The sequence below is a fragment of the Mesorhizobium sp. M2A.F.Ca.ET.039.01.1.1 genome, assembly GCF_003998035.1.
GTDB lineage: Bacteria > Pseudomonadota > Alphaproteobacteria > Rhizobiales > Rhizobiaceae > Mesorhizobium.
In genome coordinates this window covers 1-14,517 of the sequence record NZ_RZRY01000087.1, presented here as the reverse complement: position 1 = coordinate 14,517, position 14,517 = coordinate 1, and the positions used below count along the sequence as shown (strand labels likewise).

21 protein-coding genes are annotated in these 14,517 nt (G+C 63.7%); 3 read left to right on the top strand and 18 right to left on the bottom strand.

From position 1 onward, the window contains the following. The 8 genes from EOA24_RS09870 to EOA24_RS09830 form a co-directional block, all read right to left on the bottom strand. Positions 1-571, bottom strand: a 571-nt coding sequence (locus tag EOA24_RS09870; protein ID WP_245501779.1) for an amidase family protein, incomplete at its 3' end; no start/stop codon positions are given. A gap of 2 nt (positions 572-573) precedes the next feature. Beyond that, the gene (locus EOA24_RS09865; RefSeq protein ID WP_126081198.1) at positions 574-1,479 is read right to left on the bottom strand and encodes a ribokinase; all 906 of its coding nucleotides are present in this window, start codon (positions 1,477-1,479) and stop codon (positions 574-576) included. Between the two features lie 194 nt (positions 1,480-1,673). After that, the gene (locus EOA24_RS09860) at positions 1,674-2,153 is read right to left on the bottom strand and encodes a hypothetical protein (protein WP_189343067.1); all 480 of its coding nucleotides are present in this window, start codon (positions 2,151-2,153) and stop codon (positions 1,674-1,676) included. Beyond that, positions 2,131-2,727, bottom strand: coding sequence for a hypothetical protein (locus tag EOA24_RS09855; RefSeq protein ID WP_126081200.1), 597 nt, complete (start codon positions 2,725-2,727; stop codon positions 2,131-2,133). Before EOA24_RS09855 ends, EOA24_RS09860 begins: the two co-directional genes overlap by 23 nt. Continuing rightward, positions 2,694-3,086: a hypothetical protein gene (locus EOA24_RS09850; RefSeq protein WP_126081201.1), complete on the bottom strand. Its 393-nt coding sequence runs from the start codon at positions 3,084-3,086 to the stop codon at positions 2,694-2,696. The genes EOA24_RS09855 and EOA24_RS09850 overlap by 34 nt, the downstream gene beginning before the upstream one ends. Positions 3,087-3,124: 38 nt before the next feature. Further along, positions 3,125-3,595 carry a hypothetical protein gene (locus tag EOA24_RS09845; RefSeq protein WP_126081202.1) on the bottom strand — a complete coding sequence of 157 codons (471 nt, stop codon included), beginning with the start codon at positions 3,593-3,595 and terminating at the stop codon, positions 3,125-3,127. A 238-nt stretch (positions 3,596-3,833) separates the two neighbouring features. Further along, positions 3,834-4,739, bottom strand: coding sequence for a methylated-DNA--[protein]-cysteine S-methyltransferase (locus EOA24_RS09840; RefSeq protein ID WP_126081203.1), 906 nt, complete (start codon positions 4,737-4,739; stop codon positions 3,834-3,836). 305 nt (positions 4,740-5,044) lie between these two features. After that, a complete protein-coding gene (locus EOA24_RS09830; protein ID WP_126081204.1) occupies positions 5,045-5,539 on the bottom strand; it encodes a DUF2244 domain-containing protein in 495 nt (164 codons plus the stop codon). 23 nt (positions 5,540-5,562) lie between these two features. Here EOA24_RS09830 and nth point away from each other — a divergent pair, with 23 nt between their 5' ends. Next, positions 5,563-6,369, top strand: coding sequence for an endonuclease III (gene nth, locus EOA24_RS09825; RefSeq protein ID WP_126081205.1), 807 nt, complete (start codon positions 5,563-5,565; stop codon positions 6,367-6,369). A 117-nt stretch (positions 6,370-6,486) separates the two neighbouring features. Here nth and EOA24_RS09820 read toward each other — a convergent pair whose 3' ends face one another. Then, positions 6,487-6,942: a DUF2214 family protein gene (locus EOA24_RS09820; RefSeq protein WP_126081206.1), complete on the bottom strand. Its 456-nt coding sequence runs from the start codon at positions 6,940-6,942 to the stop codon at positions 6,487-6,489. Between the two features lie 277 nt (positions 6,943-7,219). Between EOA24_RS09820 and EOA24_RS09815 the strand changes: the two genes are divergently transcribed. Further along, complete coding sequence (locus tag EOA24_RS09815) at positions 7,220-7,774, top strand: GNAT family N-acetyltransferase (RefSeq protein WP_126081207.1); 555 nt, start codon at positions 7,220-7,222, stop codon at positions 7,772-7,774. A 1-nt stretch (position 7,775) separates the two neighbouring features. Here the strand turns inward: EOA24_RS09815 and EOA24_RS09810 are convergent, their stop codons facing one another. The 9 genes from EOA24_RS09810 to EOA24_RS09775 form a co-directional block, all read right to left on the bottom strand. Next, positions 7,776-10,262 (bottom strand): EAL domain-containing protein, encoded by a 2,487-nt coding sequence (locus tag EOA24_RS09810; protein ID WP_127409773.1) that lies wholly within the window; start codon positions 10,260-10,262, stop codon positions 7,776-7,778. A 281-nt stretch (positions 10,263-10,543) separates the two neighbouring features. Next, entirely contained in the window at positions 10,544-10,942 is a 399-nt protein-coding gene (locus EOA24_RS09805; RefSeq protein ID WP_126081209.1) for a DUF1801 domain-containing protein, read from the bottom strand. 79 nt (positions 10,943-11,021) lie between these two features. Continuing rightward, positions 11,022-11,465: a DUF1801 domain-containing protein gene (locus EOA24_RS09800; RefSeq protein WP_126081210.1), complete on the bottom strand. Its 444-nt coding sequence runs from the start codon at positions 11,463-11,465 to the stop codon at positions 11,022-11,024. Continuing rightward, on the bottom strand, positions 11,465-11,698 hold the full coding sequence (locus EOA24_RS09795) for a hypothetical protein (RefSeq protein ID WP_126081211.1): 234 nt from the start codon (positions 11,696-11,698) through the stop codon (positions 11,465-11,467). Before EOA24_RS09795 ends, EOA24_RS09800 begins: the two co-directional genes overlap by 1 nt. Positions 11,699-11,737: 39 nt before the next feature. Further along, a complete protein-coding gene (locus tag EOA24_RS43860) occupies positions 11,738-11,968 on the bottom strand; it encodes a VOC family protein (RefSeq protein ID WP_348633070.1) in 231 nt (76 codons plus the stop codon). Then, positions 11,896-12,129, bottom strand: a complete 234-nt coding sequence (locus EOA24_RS43855) for a VOC family protein (protein ID WP_281059436.1) — start codon at positions 12,127-12,129, stop codon at positions 11,896-11,898. Before EOA24_RS43855 ends, EOA24_RS43860 begins: the two co-directional genes overlap by 73 nt. Positions 12,130-12,216: 87 nt before the next feature. Further along, a complete protein-coding gene (locus tag EOA24_RS09785) occupies positions 12,217-12,621 on the bottom strand; it encodes an SRPBCC domain-containing protein (RefSeq protein WP_126081212.1) in 405 nt (134 codons plus the stop codon). Further along, entirely contained in the window at positions 12,618-12,941 is a 324-nt protein-coding gene (locus tag EOA24_RS09780; protein WP_126081213.1) for a metalloregulator ArsR/SmtB family transcription factor, read from the bottom strand. Before EOA24_RS09780 ends, EOA24_RS09785 begins: the two co-directional genes overlap by 4 nt. Positions 12,942-13,021: 80 nt before the next feature. Continuing rightward, on the bottom strand, positions 13,022-13,774 hold the full coding sequence (locus EOA24_RS09775) for an IclR family transcriptional regulator (protein WP_126081214.1): 753 nt from the start codon (positions 13,772-13,774) through the stop codon (positions 13,022-13,024). A 206-nt stretch (positions 13,775-13,980) separates the two neighbouring features. On the opposite strand from EOA24_RS09775, the gene EOA24_RS09770 reads away from it, so the two are divergent. Continuing rightward, positions 13,981-14,517: tripartite tricarboxylate transporter substrate-binding protein (locus tag EOA24_RS09770; RefSeq protein ID WP_127409772.1), on the top strand; the 537-nt coding region annotated here is incomplete at its 3' end.

Genomic DNA, 14,517 nt, shown 5'->3' with positions numbered 1-14,517 from the left:
AGCCGCCGAAGTCGCTGCCGTCGGCGACCGGCAGCATGTTGAGCGCCAGTGCCACCGCCGCGCCGCCGCTCGAGCCGCCGGCGGTCAGCGCCGGGTCGAAGGCGTTGAGCGTCGGCCCGAAGACCGGATTGTACGTGTTGGAGCCAAGGCCGAATTCCGGAACATTGGTCTTGCCGATGATGATGGCGCCGGCCTTGCGGATGCGCTCGACGAAGAAGTCGTCCGTTTCAGGGATGAAATCGGCGAAGATCGGCGAGCCGAAGGTGGTCCTCAGCCCCTTGGTCAGGGCGAGGTCCTTGATGGCGATCGGCAGGCCGAACAGCGATCCGGCCTCGCCGCCGCGGGCCAGATGAGCATCGGCGTTGTCGGCTTCGGCCAGGATGTCGGCGCGCTCGCGCAGCGAGACGATAGCGTTGACCAGCGGGTTGACGGCCTCGATGCGGTCAAGGGAAGCGCTGACGACTTCACGCACCGACAATTGCCCTTGCCTGATCCTGTCGGCGAGCTCGACGGCGGAGAGGCGACAGATATCGCCGGCCGCCGGCAGGGCATGCTTGGTGACGGGCCGCATGCTTAACGCGTTCCCGCCAGGGCAGCGTCGACATCCTTGGCCAGTGGGATCGCCGGCTGCGCGCCTGGCTTCAGGCAGGCAAGCGAGCCGGCCGCGGCGGCGCGGGTGATCGCATCCCCAAGCGACAAGCCGGACGACAGGCCGGCGCCGAAATAGCCGCAAAAAGTGTCGCCGGCGCCGACGGTGTCGACCGGCGTGATCTTTAGCGCCTGGATTGTGAGGAAATCGTCCGGCGTTGCGGCCAGCACGCCGTCGCCGCCGAGCGTGACGACGATGGCGCGGCCGGTCTTTTGGGCGTAGTCGCGCATGCGGGCGGGGCGGTCGCGCCCGGAAAGCGACAGCGCTTCGCCGTAGAGATCGAATTCGGTCTCGTTGGCGACGGCATAGTCGGCCTTGCCGAGGAAGCCGGCGGCTTCGGCCCGGAAAGGCGCGGTGTTGAGCACGCTGACGGCGCCCGCCGCGCGCGCCGCGTCGAGCGCGGCCTCGACCGTCTGCAGCGGGATCTCGTGCTGCAGGAGCACGACATCGCCCTTTTTGAGATAGGCCTTGGTGACATCGCCCGGCACCACCGAATCATTGGCGCCCGGCACGACGGCGATGACGTTCTCGCCGTCGGCGCCGACCAGGATCAGCGCCGTGCCGGTGGAGGCGAAGCTTTGGCCGACACCGGAGAGATCGACATTGCCGGCCTTGAGCAAAGCGAGCGCTTCGGGGGCAAAGCTATCCTTGCCGACCGCGCCAACCATGCGCACCTGGGCTCCCGCGCGCGCCGCGGCCAGCGCCTGGTTGGCGCCCTTGCCGCCGGGGGCGGTGGCAAAGCTCGAGCCGCGCACCGTCTCGCCGGGTTCCGGCAGGCGGTCGACATTGGCAATGAGATCGAGGTTGATCGAGCCGACAACGATAATCACAAAAACTGCCTCCCGTTGAAGCGGCCCGGCCCTTGCTTGAAAGGCGGACCTGCTCCAAGATTCTGCTTTTCGCAATTCCTGGGAAATGGGCGGCGAAGCGCTCATCGCGGAATTGCGTGCTGGGGGCGAAGCTAGCCGCAAAGACCGCCGGTTGCCAGATCATGCCGGTTGCGCGGGCTCTTGGCCCACAGGCATCATTCGCAGCGCACCGTCACCGTGCCTTGATAGTTGCCTGCCGGGAAGATGCCGGGCGACTTCGTGGCGGTGAGATCGACCTGGATGGTGTGGGTGCCGTTGGTCACCCGCTGCGGCGAGCTGCCCGGTATGTCCACGCCCGAGCCGTCGAGGCGGAAGACGGAGGCGAACGAGACATTGGTGTCGCCGCCGCTCGGTGCCGAGGTAAAGGCGATCGGCGCCGGCGCGGAAACGGTATAGCAGTCCAGCAGGTTTAGGATGGAACACAGCGTCGAGTTCGCTGTGATGGTGGCGCCGGCGCTCGACCCGCCTGCCTGCTTTGAGCCGAAGATGTTGATGGCGGGGTTCGATTTCATCGTCCCCGAGGCGCCGATCATGATCGTGCAGGTGCCGATGATCGCCGCCTGCGCCGGAAGGCAGAGACCGGCAAGCGCCGCCAGCGCTAACAGCGCGCTTCTATTTCCGCTTCTTCTTCTCATTGCTGGTCGTGCCTCTGATGGTCCAGCCTTCATTGGCCCATCCCGCTGATTTGACTTGAGCCACGTTGGCTTGGACCCCGTTGGCTTGCGCCGCGCCGGCTTGCGCCGCGCTGGCTTGGGACGCAGCGTCCTGGGGCGGCGAGGCGGGCACACTTCCCGTCGTCTGGCCGTCGGCGCCGAGGCCCATTTTGAGCAGCTTCAATTCCAACTGCAGGCGCTCGACTTCCAACTCGTAGAGGCGGCTGCAATCGACGCGTTTGGGCGTCCGCCCGATCGGGATCACCACGCGGCCATAGGTGGCGATGTCGCTGTTGGTCTGGTTGCTTGAGTTGTTGCCGCGGATGACGCCGAGGTCGAGATAGGCGCCGCTGCCGGAAACGGCTGAGCGGCAGGTCGTGCCGTCGCTGGCATGAACCTCGTCCTGGCCCTGGGGCAAGGTGACGCCGGGCAGGCTGAAACCGGTCTGGTTCTGATTCAGGTTCAGGATATCCTCGGCAAGTCCCCGACCGACGACAGCCAGGGCGGGCAGCAAGGACAAGGTCAGAACCTGCGATGCCCGAAGAACTTTCCGCATATCTGTGCCCTTATCTGGGTCTGCTCGCTTGGAAAGGGGATACTCTCGGTACAGATACGCACTTTACGCTCGTTCGCGCCGTCGAACGGGACGACCACCAGGACCGGGCGCGACGCTTGGCCGGCCAGAAGGAACGCGCTCGGCGTGATCCTGGCCGCGACAGGCTGGAAATCCTGGTCGTAGACATGGACCTCGACGCGGATGCGCTGGTTGTACGGGTTGCCCGGAAAGACACGGACAGCAAAGGCATCGGTGAAGGATCGCACCTCGCCCCGCATCGGCGTCATCGACTGGCCGGTCGCCGCTACGGGAGGCAGCGCGGCGATCAGGCCCGCCGCCAGGATTGCAATTCTTCTCAATGCGATTCTTCTCAAGGACCGCTCCTTTCGCGTGAGGACTATTCGCAGCGCAGCGTCACCGTTGCTTGATAGTTGCCGGCGGAGAACCGGTTCGTGCCGCTCTTGGTGCCGGCGAGATTGACCGCGACCGTCGATGTGCCCGGCACCGTCAGCGCGGTCGCGGTGCCGGTTTCGGCAATCGTCTGCGCGCCTGAAGTGGCGAAGGTCGGAGTCCATGTCGTCGCCGTCGTGTCCGAGGCCGGCACGGTGGTCGTTGTCACCGGGTCCACGCTGAGCGAGACCCCGCCCGTCGTATCGACCTGAGCGCTGCCTGCCGAGCCGCCGGCATTGTGCGAGCTCAGCGACTGAAGATTGCTGCTCACGGTCATCGTGCCGTTGGAGTTGATCGTGATGGTGCAGGTCGCGGTGATCGTGCCGTTGAAAAGCACGTTTCCGGTAGCGGCCGATGCCGTCTGGCAGGCGCAGGCGGCCAGCAGGCCTGCTGCCATTGCGGCCCGAGCGATTTTCATTGAGATCCCTCCTTCGAGCCGGATGGTGCCGGCTCAACGTCGGGTCATCTTCCCTTTATCGTGGTTAATTTAGCGTTAAGTGAAATAACGCGGGGAAGCAACTTACAAGAAAACCGGCTGTAACCATAGGTTGTCTCCGGTTGCATTTCGCAGATGAATCGATCAATTATTTAGGATGTACCGATTTATATTACGATACGCGGTTTTTTCGCAATGGCATGCGAAAAAATCGAATGTTTCAGGACGTCACTTGTCCCGCTTCCCAACCGAGGATGGCGCGTTTGCGCGTCAGACCCCAGTGATAGCCGGTGAGCGCGCCGGACTTGCCCAGCGCCCGATGGCAAGGCACCACGAAGGACATCGGGTTTGCGCCTACCGCCGCACCGACGGCCCGGCTGGCGCTTGGCGCGCCGATGCTCGCCGCGATCGAGGAATAGGTGCAGGCCCTGCCCATCGGGATGCGCAGCAAGGCTTCCCAGACGCGCAGCTGGAAATCGGTGCCGATCATCACCACGCGCAGCGGCTGGTCGGCGCGCCAGTTGGTCGGGTCGAAGACCCGCGCGGCGTAAGCCTGGGTGGCCGACATGTCCTCGACATAAGTCGCGTTCGGCCAGCGGCCGGACATGTCGGCGAAGGCAGCCCGCTCGCCGCCGGCATCGCAGAAGGCGAGGCCGGCGAGGCCGCGGTCAGTGACCATGATCAGCGCGATGCCGAAAGGCGAGATGTGATAACCGTAGCGGATGGTGAGGCCCGCGCCCCGCGTCTTGTAGTCGCCGGGCGACATCGCCTCATGGGTGACGAAGAGGTCGTGCAGCCGGCCGGGGCCGGACATGCCGAGCTCGAACGAGGTCTCCAGCAGCGGCATGCCGGAATCGAGCAGCCTGCGCGCGTGGTCGAGCGTCACCGCCTGCAGAAAGGCTTTCGGTGACAGGCCGGCCCAGCGGGTGAACAGCTTCTGCAGGCCGGTCGGCGTCTCGCCGACTTCCTCGGCCAGCACCTCCAGCGAGGGCTGGTCGCGATAGTCGAGGCTGATCTTCTCGATGGCGCGGCGCACGACATCATAGTCGCTGCCTTCCGGGGTGATATCGTTCTCAAGGATCGCGATCGGCTTCATCTGCGTATTCATGGTCATCTGCGCGTTCATGGCAATGTCTCCTTGGCCGCGAATATCGGTCTTCCAGAGCTTTGCAACCACCCGAAACTTGCCTTCCTGACGCAGGCACCCAGACCATCCTAGAAACCGGAACAAGGGGCGCTGGGCTGGTCCGCATGCTTGTTCGTCGGCCTCTGGAGGCATGTCCCCGCCATGCGCAAGGTCGGCAGGCTGCTGCGCTACCGCTTCTGATTTGCTTGACTTGCTCGGAGCATGATCTTGTCCGAACCGCAGCTCAGCGAAAGCAAAACCGGCGTCCACTTTTCGCTGACGCGGACTTCGGTTCGGGATCATGCTCAGCGCGTCTTGGCGGTCGCCAGCGCGCGCGAAAAGGCGGTGGCGAAGCTTTCGCGGTCGTCGGGATTGAGGAAGCCGCCGATCGCCACGCTCTTGCCCTGCGCTTCGACGGCCATCCTGGTGATGCCGATTTCGCTGTGGCGGGCGATCGAGAACCGCGTCCAGAACGGGTTGAAATGATGCGCCTCCGAGCGTCCGGAAGGTGCTGTCTTGCGGATGTCGAGGCTGGTGCGCGATACCGAGATTTCCTCGCGGGCGCGCGCGGCGCGATAGTTGGCGCGGAAAGCGATATAGACGGCGATCACATCGAGGCCGAAGAAGCCGAACACCGGCCAGGCGCCATGCGCCAGGAAAAAGGCGCCGGTGACCGCCCAGCCGAAGACAAGCGCCCCCATCAGGATCAGGAAACCGGTGCGGCCGAGCGAGCGGTGCGGCGTCAGCAGGGCCTGGAAAAATGGCTGGTCGGCTTCGAATGACGCGTTTGTGTCGCTCATGAGGGGATATTATAGGAAGGGACATGGCGCCTCCCAAGTCCAAAAAATCCATCGCTGTCAAAAAGCCTCAACCCGCCCCTGCCGGCGGCGGCCCGGCGGCTGGTACACGGCCGCGAAAAGCGGCTTCCCGGTCGCTCTACAGTGCCGCCGAGGTGCATGAGATCTTCAGGCGCTTTTCCGTGCAGCGGCCTGAGCCGAAAGGCGAGCTCGACTATGTCAACGCCTTCACCCTGCTGGTCGCGGTGGTGCTGTCAGCGCAGGCAACCGACGCGGGCGTCAACAAGGCGACCAAGGCATTGTTCGCGGCTGCCGACACGCCAGCCAGGATGCTGGCGCTGGGCGAGGCCAAGGTCGGCGACTACATCCGCACGATAGGGCTGTGGCGGAACAAAGCGAAGAACGTGATCGCGCTGTCGAAGGCGCTGATCGATGATTATGCGGGCCAGGTGCCGCAGGATCGAGACGAGCTGGTGAAGCTGCCGGGCGTCGGGCGCAAGACCGCCAATGTCGTGCTCAACGTCGCCTTCGGCCAGCACACGATGGCGGTCGACACGCATATCTTCCGCATCGGCAATCGGATTGGGCTGGCTCCCGGCAAGACGCCGGAACAGGTCGAGCAGGGGCTGCTCAAGGTCATCCCGGCCGAGTTCATGCGACATGCGCATCACTGGCTGATCCTGCATGGCCGCTATGTCTGCAAGGCGCGCAAGCCCGATTGCCCGGCCTGCGTGATCGCCGATATCTGCAAGTCGAAGGAAAAGACCACCGACATTCCGGCGCCGCTGATGCCGATCGCGCCGCTGGATGAGACGTTTGCGGCCGAGGCCTAAAGCGCGTCGCGATCTTTCAGTCTCGCTCCATGCGCTTTAGGTTTTTTATTTTGCGCATGTCTTTACCCCGAAACCGGTAACCACTTTCGGGAGACATGCTTTAGAGCGGGTCTGGCTCTAATAGCCGTAGCCGCGCGCCATGGCCGCGGCAAAGACCGGAATGAGCAGGAAGATGAAGCCTTCGGCGCGGACATAGTTCTTCACCGAGGCCAGTTCCGCCGCCGGCACGGCGAAAGACGGATTGCCGTTCGCCTGCCTGTTCCAGGAGAGGAAGCGCGTGGTCGGCACGATCGACAGCAGGCCGACGATGGCGAAGGCCGCCATCTTTGCCCAGAACACCCAATTGTAGACATAGAATTCCCAACCCTTCAGGCCGAAGAACACCCGGCAGATGCCGACGATGATGATCAGCGCGGCGATGATGCCGTAATGGCGGTCGATGCCGGCAAGGCGCTTCAGCGTCGCCGCACCCAGATCGTCGCGCACCAGCACGAACTCGGCCCCGATGATGCCGGCCAGCGAGAACACCAGCAGGTGATGGAGAATAGCCAATACAAGGTCAGTGGTGTCCATGTTCTTCCCTGCGCCTGGCGGCCGCGACGCGGCTGGATACCGTGTCAGAAGAGTAGCATCATCGGTCAAGATTCCCAGACGGCGAAATCGTTGCGCTGGAGGATGATCCCGGCCAACCCTGGCCCTTGCCCGGGGACGCCGGTTTGCTAGAGCAATTCCAGGAAAGTGTGAGCGGTTTTCCGTCCGGAATTTCGTGAAAACAAAGAGTTAGTGTGTTTCACCATTTCGCGAAACGGTGAAACACACTAACCGCTGCCGTCTCAACGAGAGGAGTGCCATGAGCATCAAGACGGAAGCTGGCGTGCCGATCCTCGAGACGGCGCGGACCATCCTGCGGCCCCATCGTCCGGGCGATTTCGAGACCTATGCCGCCATGTGGACGGAACCTGCCGTCACCCGTTTCATCGGCGGCAAGCCGCGCACGCGCGAGGAAAGCTGGATGCGCTTCCTGCGCCATGCCGGGCTGTGGTCGTTGATCGGCTACGGTTTCTGGGCGATCGAGGACAAGGCGACGGGGCGCTTCATCGGCGAGGCCGGCTTCCATGATCTGAAGCGCGAGATCGAACCTTCGATCGAAGGCGTGCCGGAAGCCGGCTGGGCCCTGGCTTCGGAGGCGCACGGCCGGGGGCTTGCGAGCGAGGTCGTCGGGCGGATCGTCGCCTGGAGCGACGAGGCGTTGGGACAAGCGAGAACCGTCTGCATCATCGATCCGGAAAACGGCGCTTCGCTGAAGGTCGCCGAAAAGAACGGTTATGGAGAGATTTTGCGGACCACCTATCATGAGAAGCCGACGATCCTGTTGGAACGGCGGGCCGGAGGGGTTGTCGCCTAGATTAGCTGGCTTTGCGGCGCAGCGTCCGCGCCAAAGTCTCCCATCCATCCGCCGTTGCATCGCGCTCGCTGCGATTGCCGCGCAGCACCTTGGTTGCGTCGAATGGCTGGGGACGCGCAATCGCATAGCCCTGCGCATAGTCGACGCCGATCGCTTTCAAGGCGTCGATGATGCCCTCGCTTTCGACGAATTCGGCGATGGTGCGTTTTCCCGTCACCTTGCCGATGTGATGGATCATCTCGACCATCGCGCGGTCGATGCGGTCGTCGAGCATGTCCTTGACGAAGCTGCCGTCGATCTTGAGGTAGTCGACCGGCAAATGCTTCAGATAGGCGAAGGACGACATGCCGGAGCCGAAATCGTCGAGCGCGAAGCGGCAGCCAAGCCCGCGCAGATCGGCGATGAAGCGCATGGCTTCGGAAAGATTTGCAATGGCGCTGGTCTCGGTGATCTCCAGACAGATCGTTTCGGGGACGATGGCGTGCGCGGCGAACTGCTCGCGCATGAAGCCGAGGAAGGTCTCGTCGCCGAAGGTGGCGCCGGAGAGATTGATCGCGCAGGTGGATATCGGCGTCGCGTGCGGGTCGGCGCGCCTGGCCGCCAAGGTGGCGAGGGTGTCGCGCACCACCCAGCGGTCGATCGCCGGCATCAATCCGTAGCGCTCCGCCGCCGGGATGAAGCTCTGCGGCGTGACGAAGCTGCCGTCCTCGTCGGTCAGCCTGAGCAGGATTTCGATATGCGCGCCCTGCTCCGGGATATCGTCGCGCAGGGGCGCGATCTCTTGCGCATGCAGCCTGAAGCGGTTCTGATCCAGTGCGGCGTGCAGACGCTGCACCCAGGCCATCTCGCCGAAGCGCTCGCGCAGCGCGGTGTCGCCCTCGCTGTGGAAATGGATGCGGTTGCGGCCCTTTTCCTTCGCCATGTAGCAGGCGACGTCGGCTGCGCGCAGCACCTCCTCCAGCGTCATGCCGACGTTGGCGACTTCGACCATGCCGATGCTGACGCTGATGTTGAAGGGACGTCCGTCCCAGGAGAAATGCAGGTCCTGGACCGTGGCGCGCAGCCGTTCGGCGGTTGCGGCGGCACAGTCGGCATCGCAATCGAAGAGCAGCACGCCGAACTCGTCGCCGCCGAGCCTGGCCAGGATGTCGCCGGGCGGCAGCTCGTTGGCGAGCAGCACCGAGATCTGGCGCAGCAGCTGGTCGCCGGCGGCATGGCCGCATGTGTCGTTGACCAGCTTGAACTGGTCGAGGTCGAGATACATCAGCGCATGCCTGCGCGACCTTTCCGGCGCTTCGGAGATCGCGCCTGCCAGCCGGTTCTCGAAGTCGCGGCAGTTGACGAGACCGGTCAGCGCATCATGCGATGCCTGCCACGACAGGCGCTCGATATAATCCTGCTCGCGCGTCATCTCGTGCAGGGCCAGGACACAGCCGAGGATCTGGCCTGAGACGATCAGCGGCGCGCCGTTCAGCGCCACCGGCACGACCGAGCTGTCGGGACGCTCCAGGAGCTGCGGGCGCACATTGGAGCGGCGCGGCTCGCCTGCCAGCAGGCGCGCGATCAGATCGGTCTCCTCGACGCCGCTGTCCTTGTCGACAAGCCGGAACAACGAGGCGATGGGCCTGCCCCTGGCTGCGGCCAGCGAGCAGGCAAGCAGCCGCTCCGCCCCGGCATTCATATAGTCAAGCCGCCCCTCGGCATCGGTGCTGATGACGGCCTGGCCGATCGAGGCCAGCGTGATCTGGGCACGCTCGCGCTCGGCGTTGAGGGCGCTCTGAAACGCCTGGCGCTGTATCATCAGCTTGCGCGTGCGCCAGACGACGAGCAGGATAAGCAGGGCGGCGGTGGCGAGATTGGCCGCCGTCAGCGCCATCTTGATGAAGCGGGATCCCTCGCCGAGGCTGTCGGAAAACGCCTTGGCCAGCGGCCCGATCCGGCGGTCGAGCTGGTGGATTTTCGCCTTCCAGAGGCTGATCTCGGCTAGCGTTGCCGGCCCTTTTTCCAGCCTTCGATTCATCTCGTCGCCAAGTCCCTCGATGGCGAGGATCATCTCGTCGGCATCCCTCCAGTGGCGGATCGCGGTGTCGAGATAGCTGACGCCGCGGAAATTCCGGAACAGCCAGATCAGGCCGTCAACATCGTCGGGGTGGTTGTTGCCGCCGAGAAAGCCAAGCCGGGCCGCATTCGTGTCGGGCTCGGCCTGTTCGAGCGCCAGCCGCGCGGCGCGATCGGCGAGCGGCACGGCGATGGCTTGACGATATTCGTTGAAATATTCCTGCCGGCCGGTATCGGCATAAAGGTTCAGGAAATAGATGGCGTGCATCCGGCCTTTCGACCATTGGCTTTCGCCGCCGACATAGGCGCGGACCGCGGATAATGTGTGGAGGCTGAGGGTTGCGACCAGCGCCTGGGTCAGGACCACCGCGACGAAGGGACAGACCAGCCCTATCAGACGCGGACCGGCATCGGTCGACGAGAACTTCATCCCATTCCCATGGAGCTCGTTCTGCTCCCCCGGCGTCTGTCCGACTGGCTCATCCGTCGGTTGAGACGATATTTTTCCCCGCATGTCGCCCCGTTGCCGGCGACATCGATCCAGATAGCGCTCTTGGCTTAACGGCCGATAAATTTGTCCGGTACTTGTTTCATGAATTGTTGCCTGGCAGACGCTTACGCCGGGTGATGCGATGTATTGATCCGTGTTGCCGGTGCGCGGAAGAAAAAGCCGGCAACATCAACCCGATAGCGTTATACCGCAGTCCTCTCTCAGCGCTTGGCCCTCGATCTGTTGAGGGTCACGGCTTCGCGTACGAGCGCCTTCAGCGCATCGGCGTCGATCGTGTCGCCTTGCTTGAAATCGATGGCGCGCCTCGTGTTGCCTTCGAGGCTGGAGTTGAAGAGCTTCTTGGGGTCGGGCAGCGCCGCGCCTCTGGCGAAGGTCAGCTTGACGACGGCCTTGTAGGTCTCGCCGGTGCAGATGATGCCGGCATCCTCCCAAACCGGCACGCCGCGCCATTTCCATGTCTCGACGGCTTCCGGCGCGGCCTGGCGGATCAGGGCGCGGAGCCGGGCAAGCATCTCGCCGCGCCAGTCGCCCAGTTCCTCGATCCTTCTATCGATCAGCTCGGACGCAGACCTGCCGTCCTGCTCGCCGTCTTTTTGCATGTCTGGTTTCTCCTCAATGCCGGATATGACATCGCCGCCGTGGTCCTTCGGGAGGGCGGCGCTTGATCCTTCCTTGCGCTTACATCCGTTCGCCGGGCAGCCGGCTCGCCTGTTTCACCCAGGAAACGAACCGCTTCTCGTCGAGCCGATCGTCCTCACGGATATGCAAATAGCGCGTGTCCCCGCTCTTGGATTCGACCGGAGGCACGGGGTCCAGCGACAGGCCGCGGAAGAACGCCACCTTGATGTAGCTGGCGAAGCAATGGATGCCGAGAAACCAGCCTTCGTCCTTCATGCCGTAGAGTGGCGAATTCCATTTGACGGCCTTCTGCACGTTGGGAATGGCTTGCACGATGAGCTGGTCGAGCCGGCGCCCGACCTCGCTCTTCCAGCCCGGCATCGCCGCGATATAGGCCTGCACGGGAGCGTCGCCATGGCCCTTGGCGATCTGCGGATTGCCGCCTGAAAGCAGGACCGGCTTCTCGTGCGGAGATGCGTCGGCTTTCGATTTCGCCTTCGCCATCAGGCCGATCCCGTGCGCTCGGGCGACGGCTCGCCGCGCCTTCTGGCGGCATAGGGCAGCACGAACATGTAGAGTCCGCTGAACAAAAGCAGGAAAAGCGGGATCAACGGCGAATAGACGATCCAGGCGGGCGGCGGGCCCATGGCCATGGCGGCGAAATTGGCAATGACGGTGACGGTGAAGATGATCGACAGCCAGCGATGAAGCTGCCTGATCCACTTGCTCCAGCTCAATGTAACCTCCCTTGCAAATGACGAGACGGATCGAGGCGCCTACCAGCGCGCCAGCTGCGAAAGCTGGACGAGGTTGCCGCAGGTGTCGTTGAGCTGCGCGATGGTGGCGCCGGTCACCGCGGTCGGCGCCATGGCAAAATTGCCGCCCTTGGCCTTAATGCGCTCGTGGTCGGCCTTGATGTCGTCGCTGAACAGCATCAGCGCCGGCTGGCCCTGCTTGAAGATGGCCTGCTGATAGGTCTTTGCCGCCGGATTGTCGTTGAGTGCCAGCTGCAGTTCGGTGCATCCGGATCGTCGGGCGAGGTGACGGTCAGCCAGCGGAATGGACCGTTGGTGAAATCCGCCTTCCTGGTGAAGCCCAGAACGCCGGTGTAGAAGGCGAGGGCCTTCTCCTGGTCGTCGACATAGATGCTGGTCAACTTGATATTCATTTCGATATCTCCATGGCTTACGCCTGCGGTGTGCCGCCCCGCCAAACAGTGTGTTGTTCCGAGCAGTCCTGCTGTTGGCGGCGACCTTCAGTCGAGCCGCGAAAGGACCTCCTCCAAGGTCGCCAGGTATCTCTTCCAGCCGACGGTGGCGCCGCGGTAATACGGCTCCTGATCCGTGCGGAAGCCGACCTGCTCCATACGCAGATGCGTGCCCGTGCCCGTCGGGGTCAGCGTCCAGGTGACCACGCTCTCGAGGTCCTTGGTGTCCCAGCTGTAGGACAGCGTCCGGTTTGGTTCGACCGTCCGCACCTGGCAGTCGACGCCACCCCATTCGGCGCTCAGATTGAAGCGATGGTCCACGACCGGCTTGAAGTCGTTCTTCATCAGCCACGCCTCGATGAGATGCGGTTGGGTAAGCGCGCGCCAAATCTTTTCCGGCGCAAAAGGTATCTCGCGTTCGACGATGACGGAGCGCGTTGCGGCTTCGTTCATTGATCCATCCTTTTGAGCAGGTCTTCGAGATCGTCGAACCGGCTTTCCCAAAACCCCGCCATGTCGCGCGTCCAATCCATCAACGGCGCAAGCGCCTTGAGCTGCGCGCTGTAATGGGTCTGGCGCCCTTCATGGCGGTCGCGCACCAGCCCCGCTTCCTTGAGCACGCCCAGATGCTTCGACACCGCCGGCTGCGACACACCTGCCTGCGCGGTGAGGGCTCCGACCGTCTGCTCGCCCTGGCGACAGAGACGTTCGAAGATGGCGCGCCGCGTCGGATCGGCAAGCGTCCTGAACAGCATATCGTGCGTGGCCGGCATCTCAGATCGATAACCCGTTGGCTATTGATTGACGTATAACCATCGGGATATATGTGAGTCAAGCAGAAACCTGGACGGCGCTAGTTGCCGGCGCCCGTGTTGAGGGCTGCCACGTCCAGCATGAAGGCATCCTCGCCGAAGGCGCGGGTAGCGCGCGCGGCGGCTTCCAGCAGCGGGCGTTTCATGCGCTCGAGAAAGGCCGCGTCGACGCGCGTGCTCGGCCCTGCGAGCGTCAGCGCGCCGAGCAGTGTGCGTCCTGGTCCGAAGACGGGCGCGGATATGCCGGCGGTCTGCGGGTCGCGGTCGCCGATCGAGATGTAGTTGTAGGTGTTGCGGATCGTTTCGTAGGGCTCGCCCTCCTGGCCCGAAAAGGCGGCAAGCACCCGGCCGCCGGAGCCGACAAGCAGAGGCAGCACATCGCCTTCGCGGATCGTGTAGCGGATCGGATGCTTGGATTCGACACGGTAAAGGCAAGTGCGCAGATCACCGGAGCGCACGTAGAAAGCGACGCTTTCCCAGCTCTGCTCGGAAAGATCGCGCATGATTGGCAGCAGGACGTCCATCGCCACGACGGACCGCTGGTAGAGCGCGCCAAGCCGGAATGCGGCAGGCCCGATGCGATAGCGCCCATCATCCAGGCGCTCCAGCAATTGCCCGCGTATCAGGGAATTTGCCAGCCGCAGGATCGTGCTCTTGTAAAGGCCGGTACGGGCGGCGATTTCGGCCAGACCGAGCGAGCGGTCGGCAGCGGTGAAGGCATCGAGAATGGCGATAGCGCGTTCAAGCGCGGCAACGCCGTCGGCCCGTGCCGAGCTGGGAGGCGTGTCTGTCATTGCAACGGTGATTTCATCGCAGTCGCCCATCCGGAACTGATCCGGACACGAGATTTAATCCCGACGCCGCCGTTCTGTCTAGCAGAATGGTATTCCTATTGACAGAACGAGATAACATTTGCTTGAAATCGAAGTGAAGGCCTGTGTCGGGCCTCGTCTTGGCAGGGCACCTGGAGGAGAGGTGTCGTGATTTGGAGGAAATCCCCATGCTGAACAGACGCAAATTCCTGACGAGCACGGCAGCCGTCGGCGCCGCTGGTTTCACCGCGCTGCATTTTACCCCCGCCTTGGCGCAGGACGTGCCGCAGATCCAGATTTTTGTTCCGGCGGCGCCCGGTGGCGGCTGGGACCAGACGGCGCGCACGATCGACCAGGTGCTGCGCTCCGAGAAGCTCATATCCGGCTCGCAGATCACCAATGTCGGCGGCGCCGGTGGCACGGTCGGCCTGCCGCAATTCGTTAATCAGTGGAAAGGCAAGGGCAATTCGCTGATGGTCGCCGGCATGGTCATGGTTGGCGCCATCATCGCCAACAAGGCAGCCAACAATCTTACCGAGGTGACACCGATCGCTCGCCTTACGGGTGAGTTCGAGGCGCTGGTGGTGCCTGCGGAATCGCCGTTCAAGACGACCGGCGATTTCGTCGCCGCGCTGAAAGCCGATCCGACCAAGGTTCCGGTTGCCGGCGGCTCGGCAGGCGGTTCCGACCACATCCTGTTCGGCCTGATCGCCCAGACCGCCGGC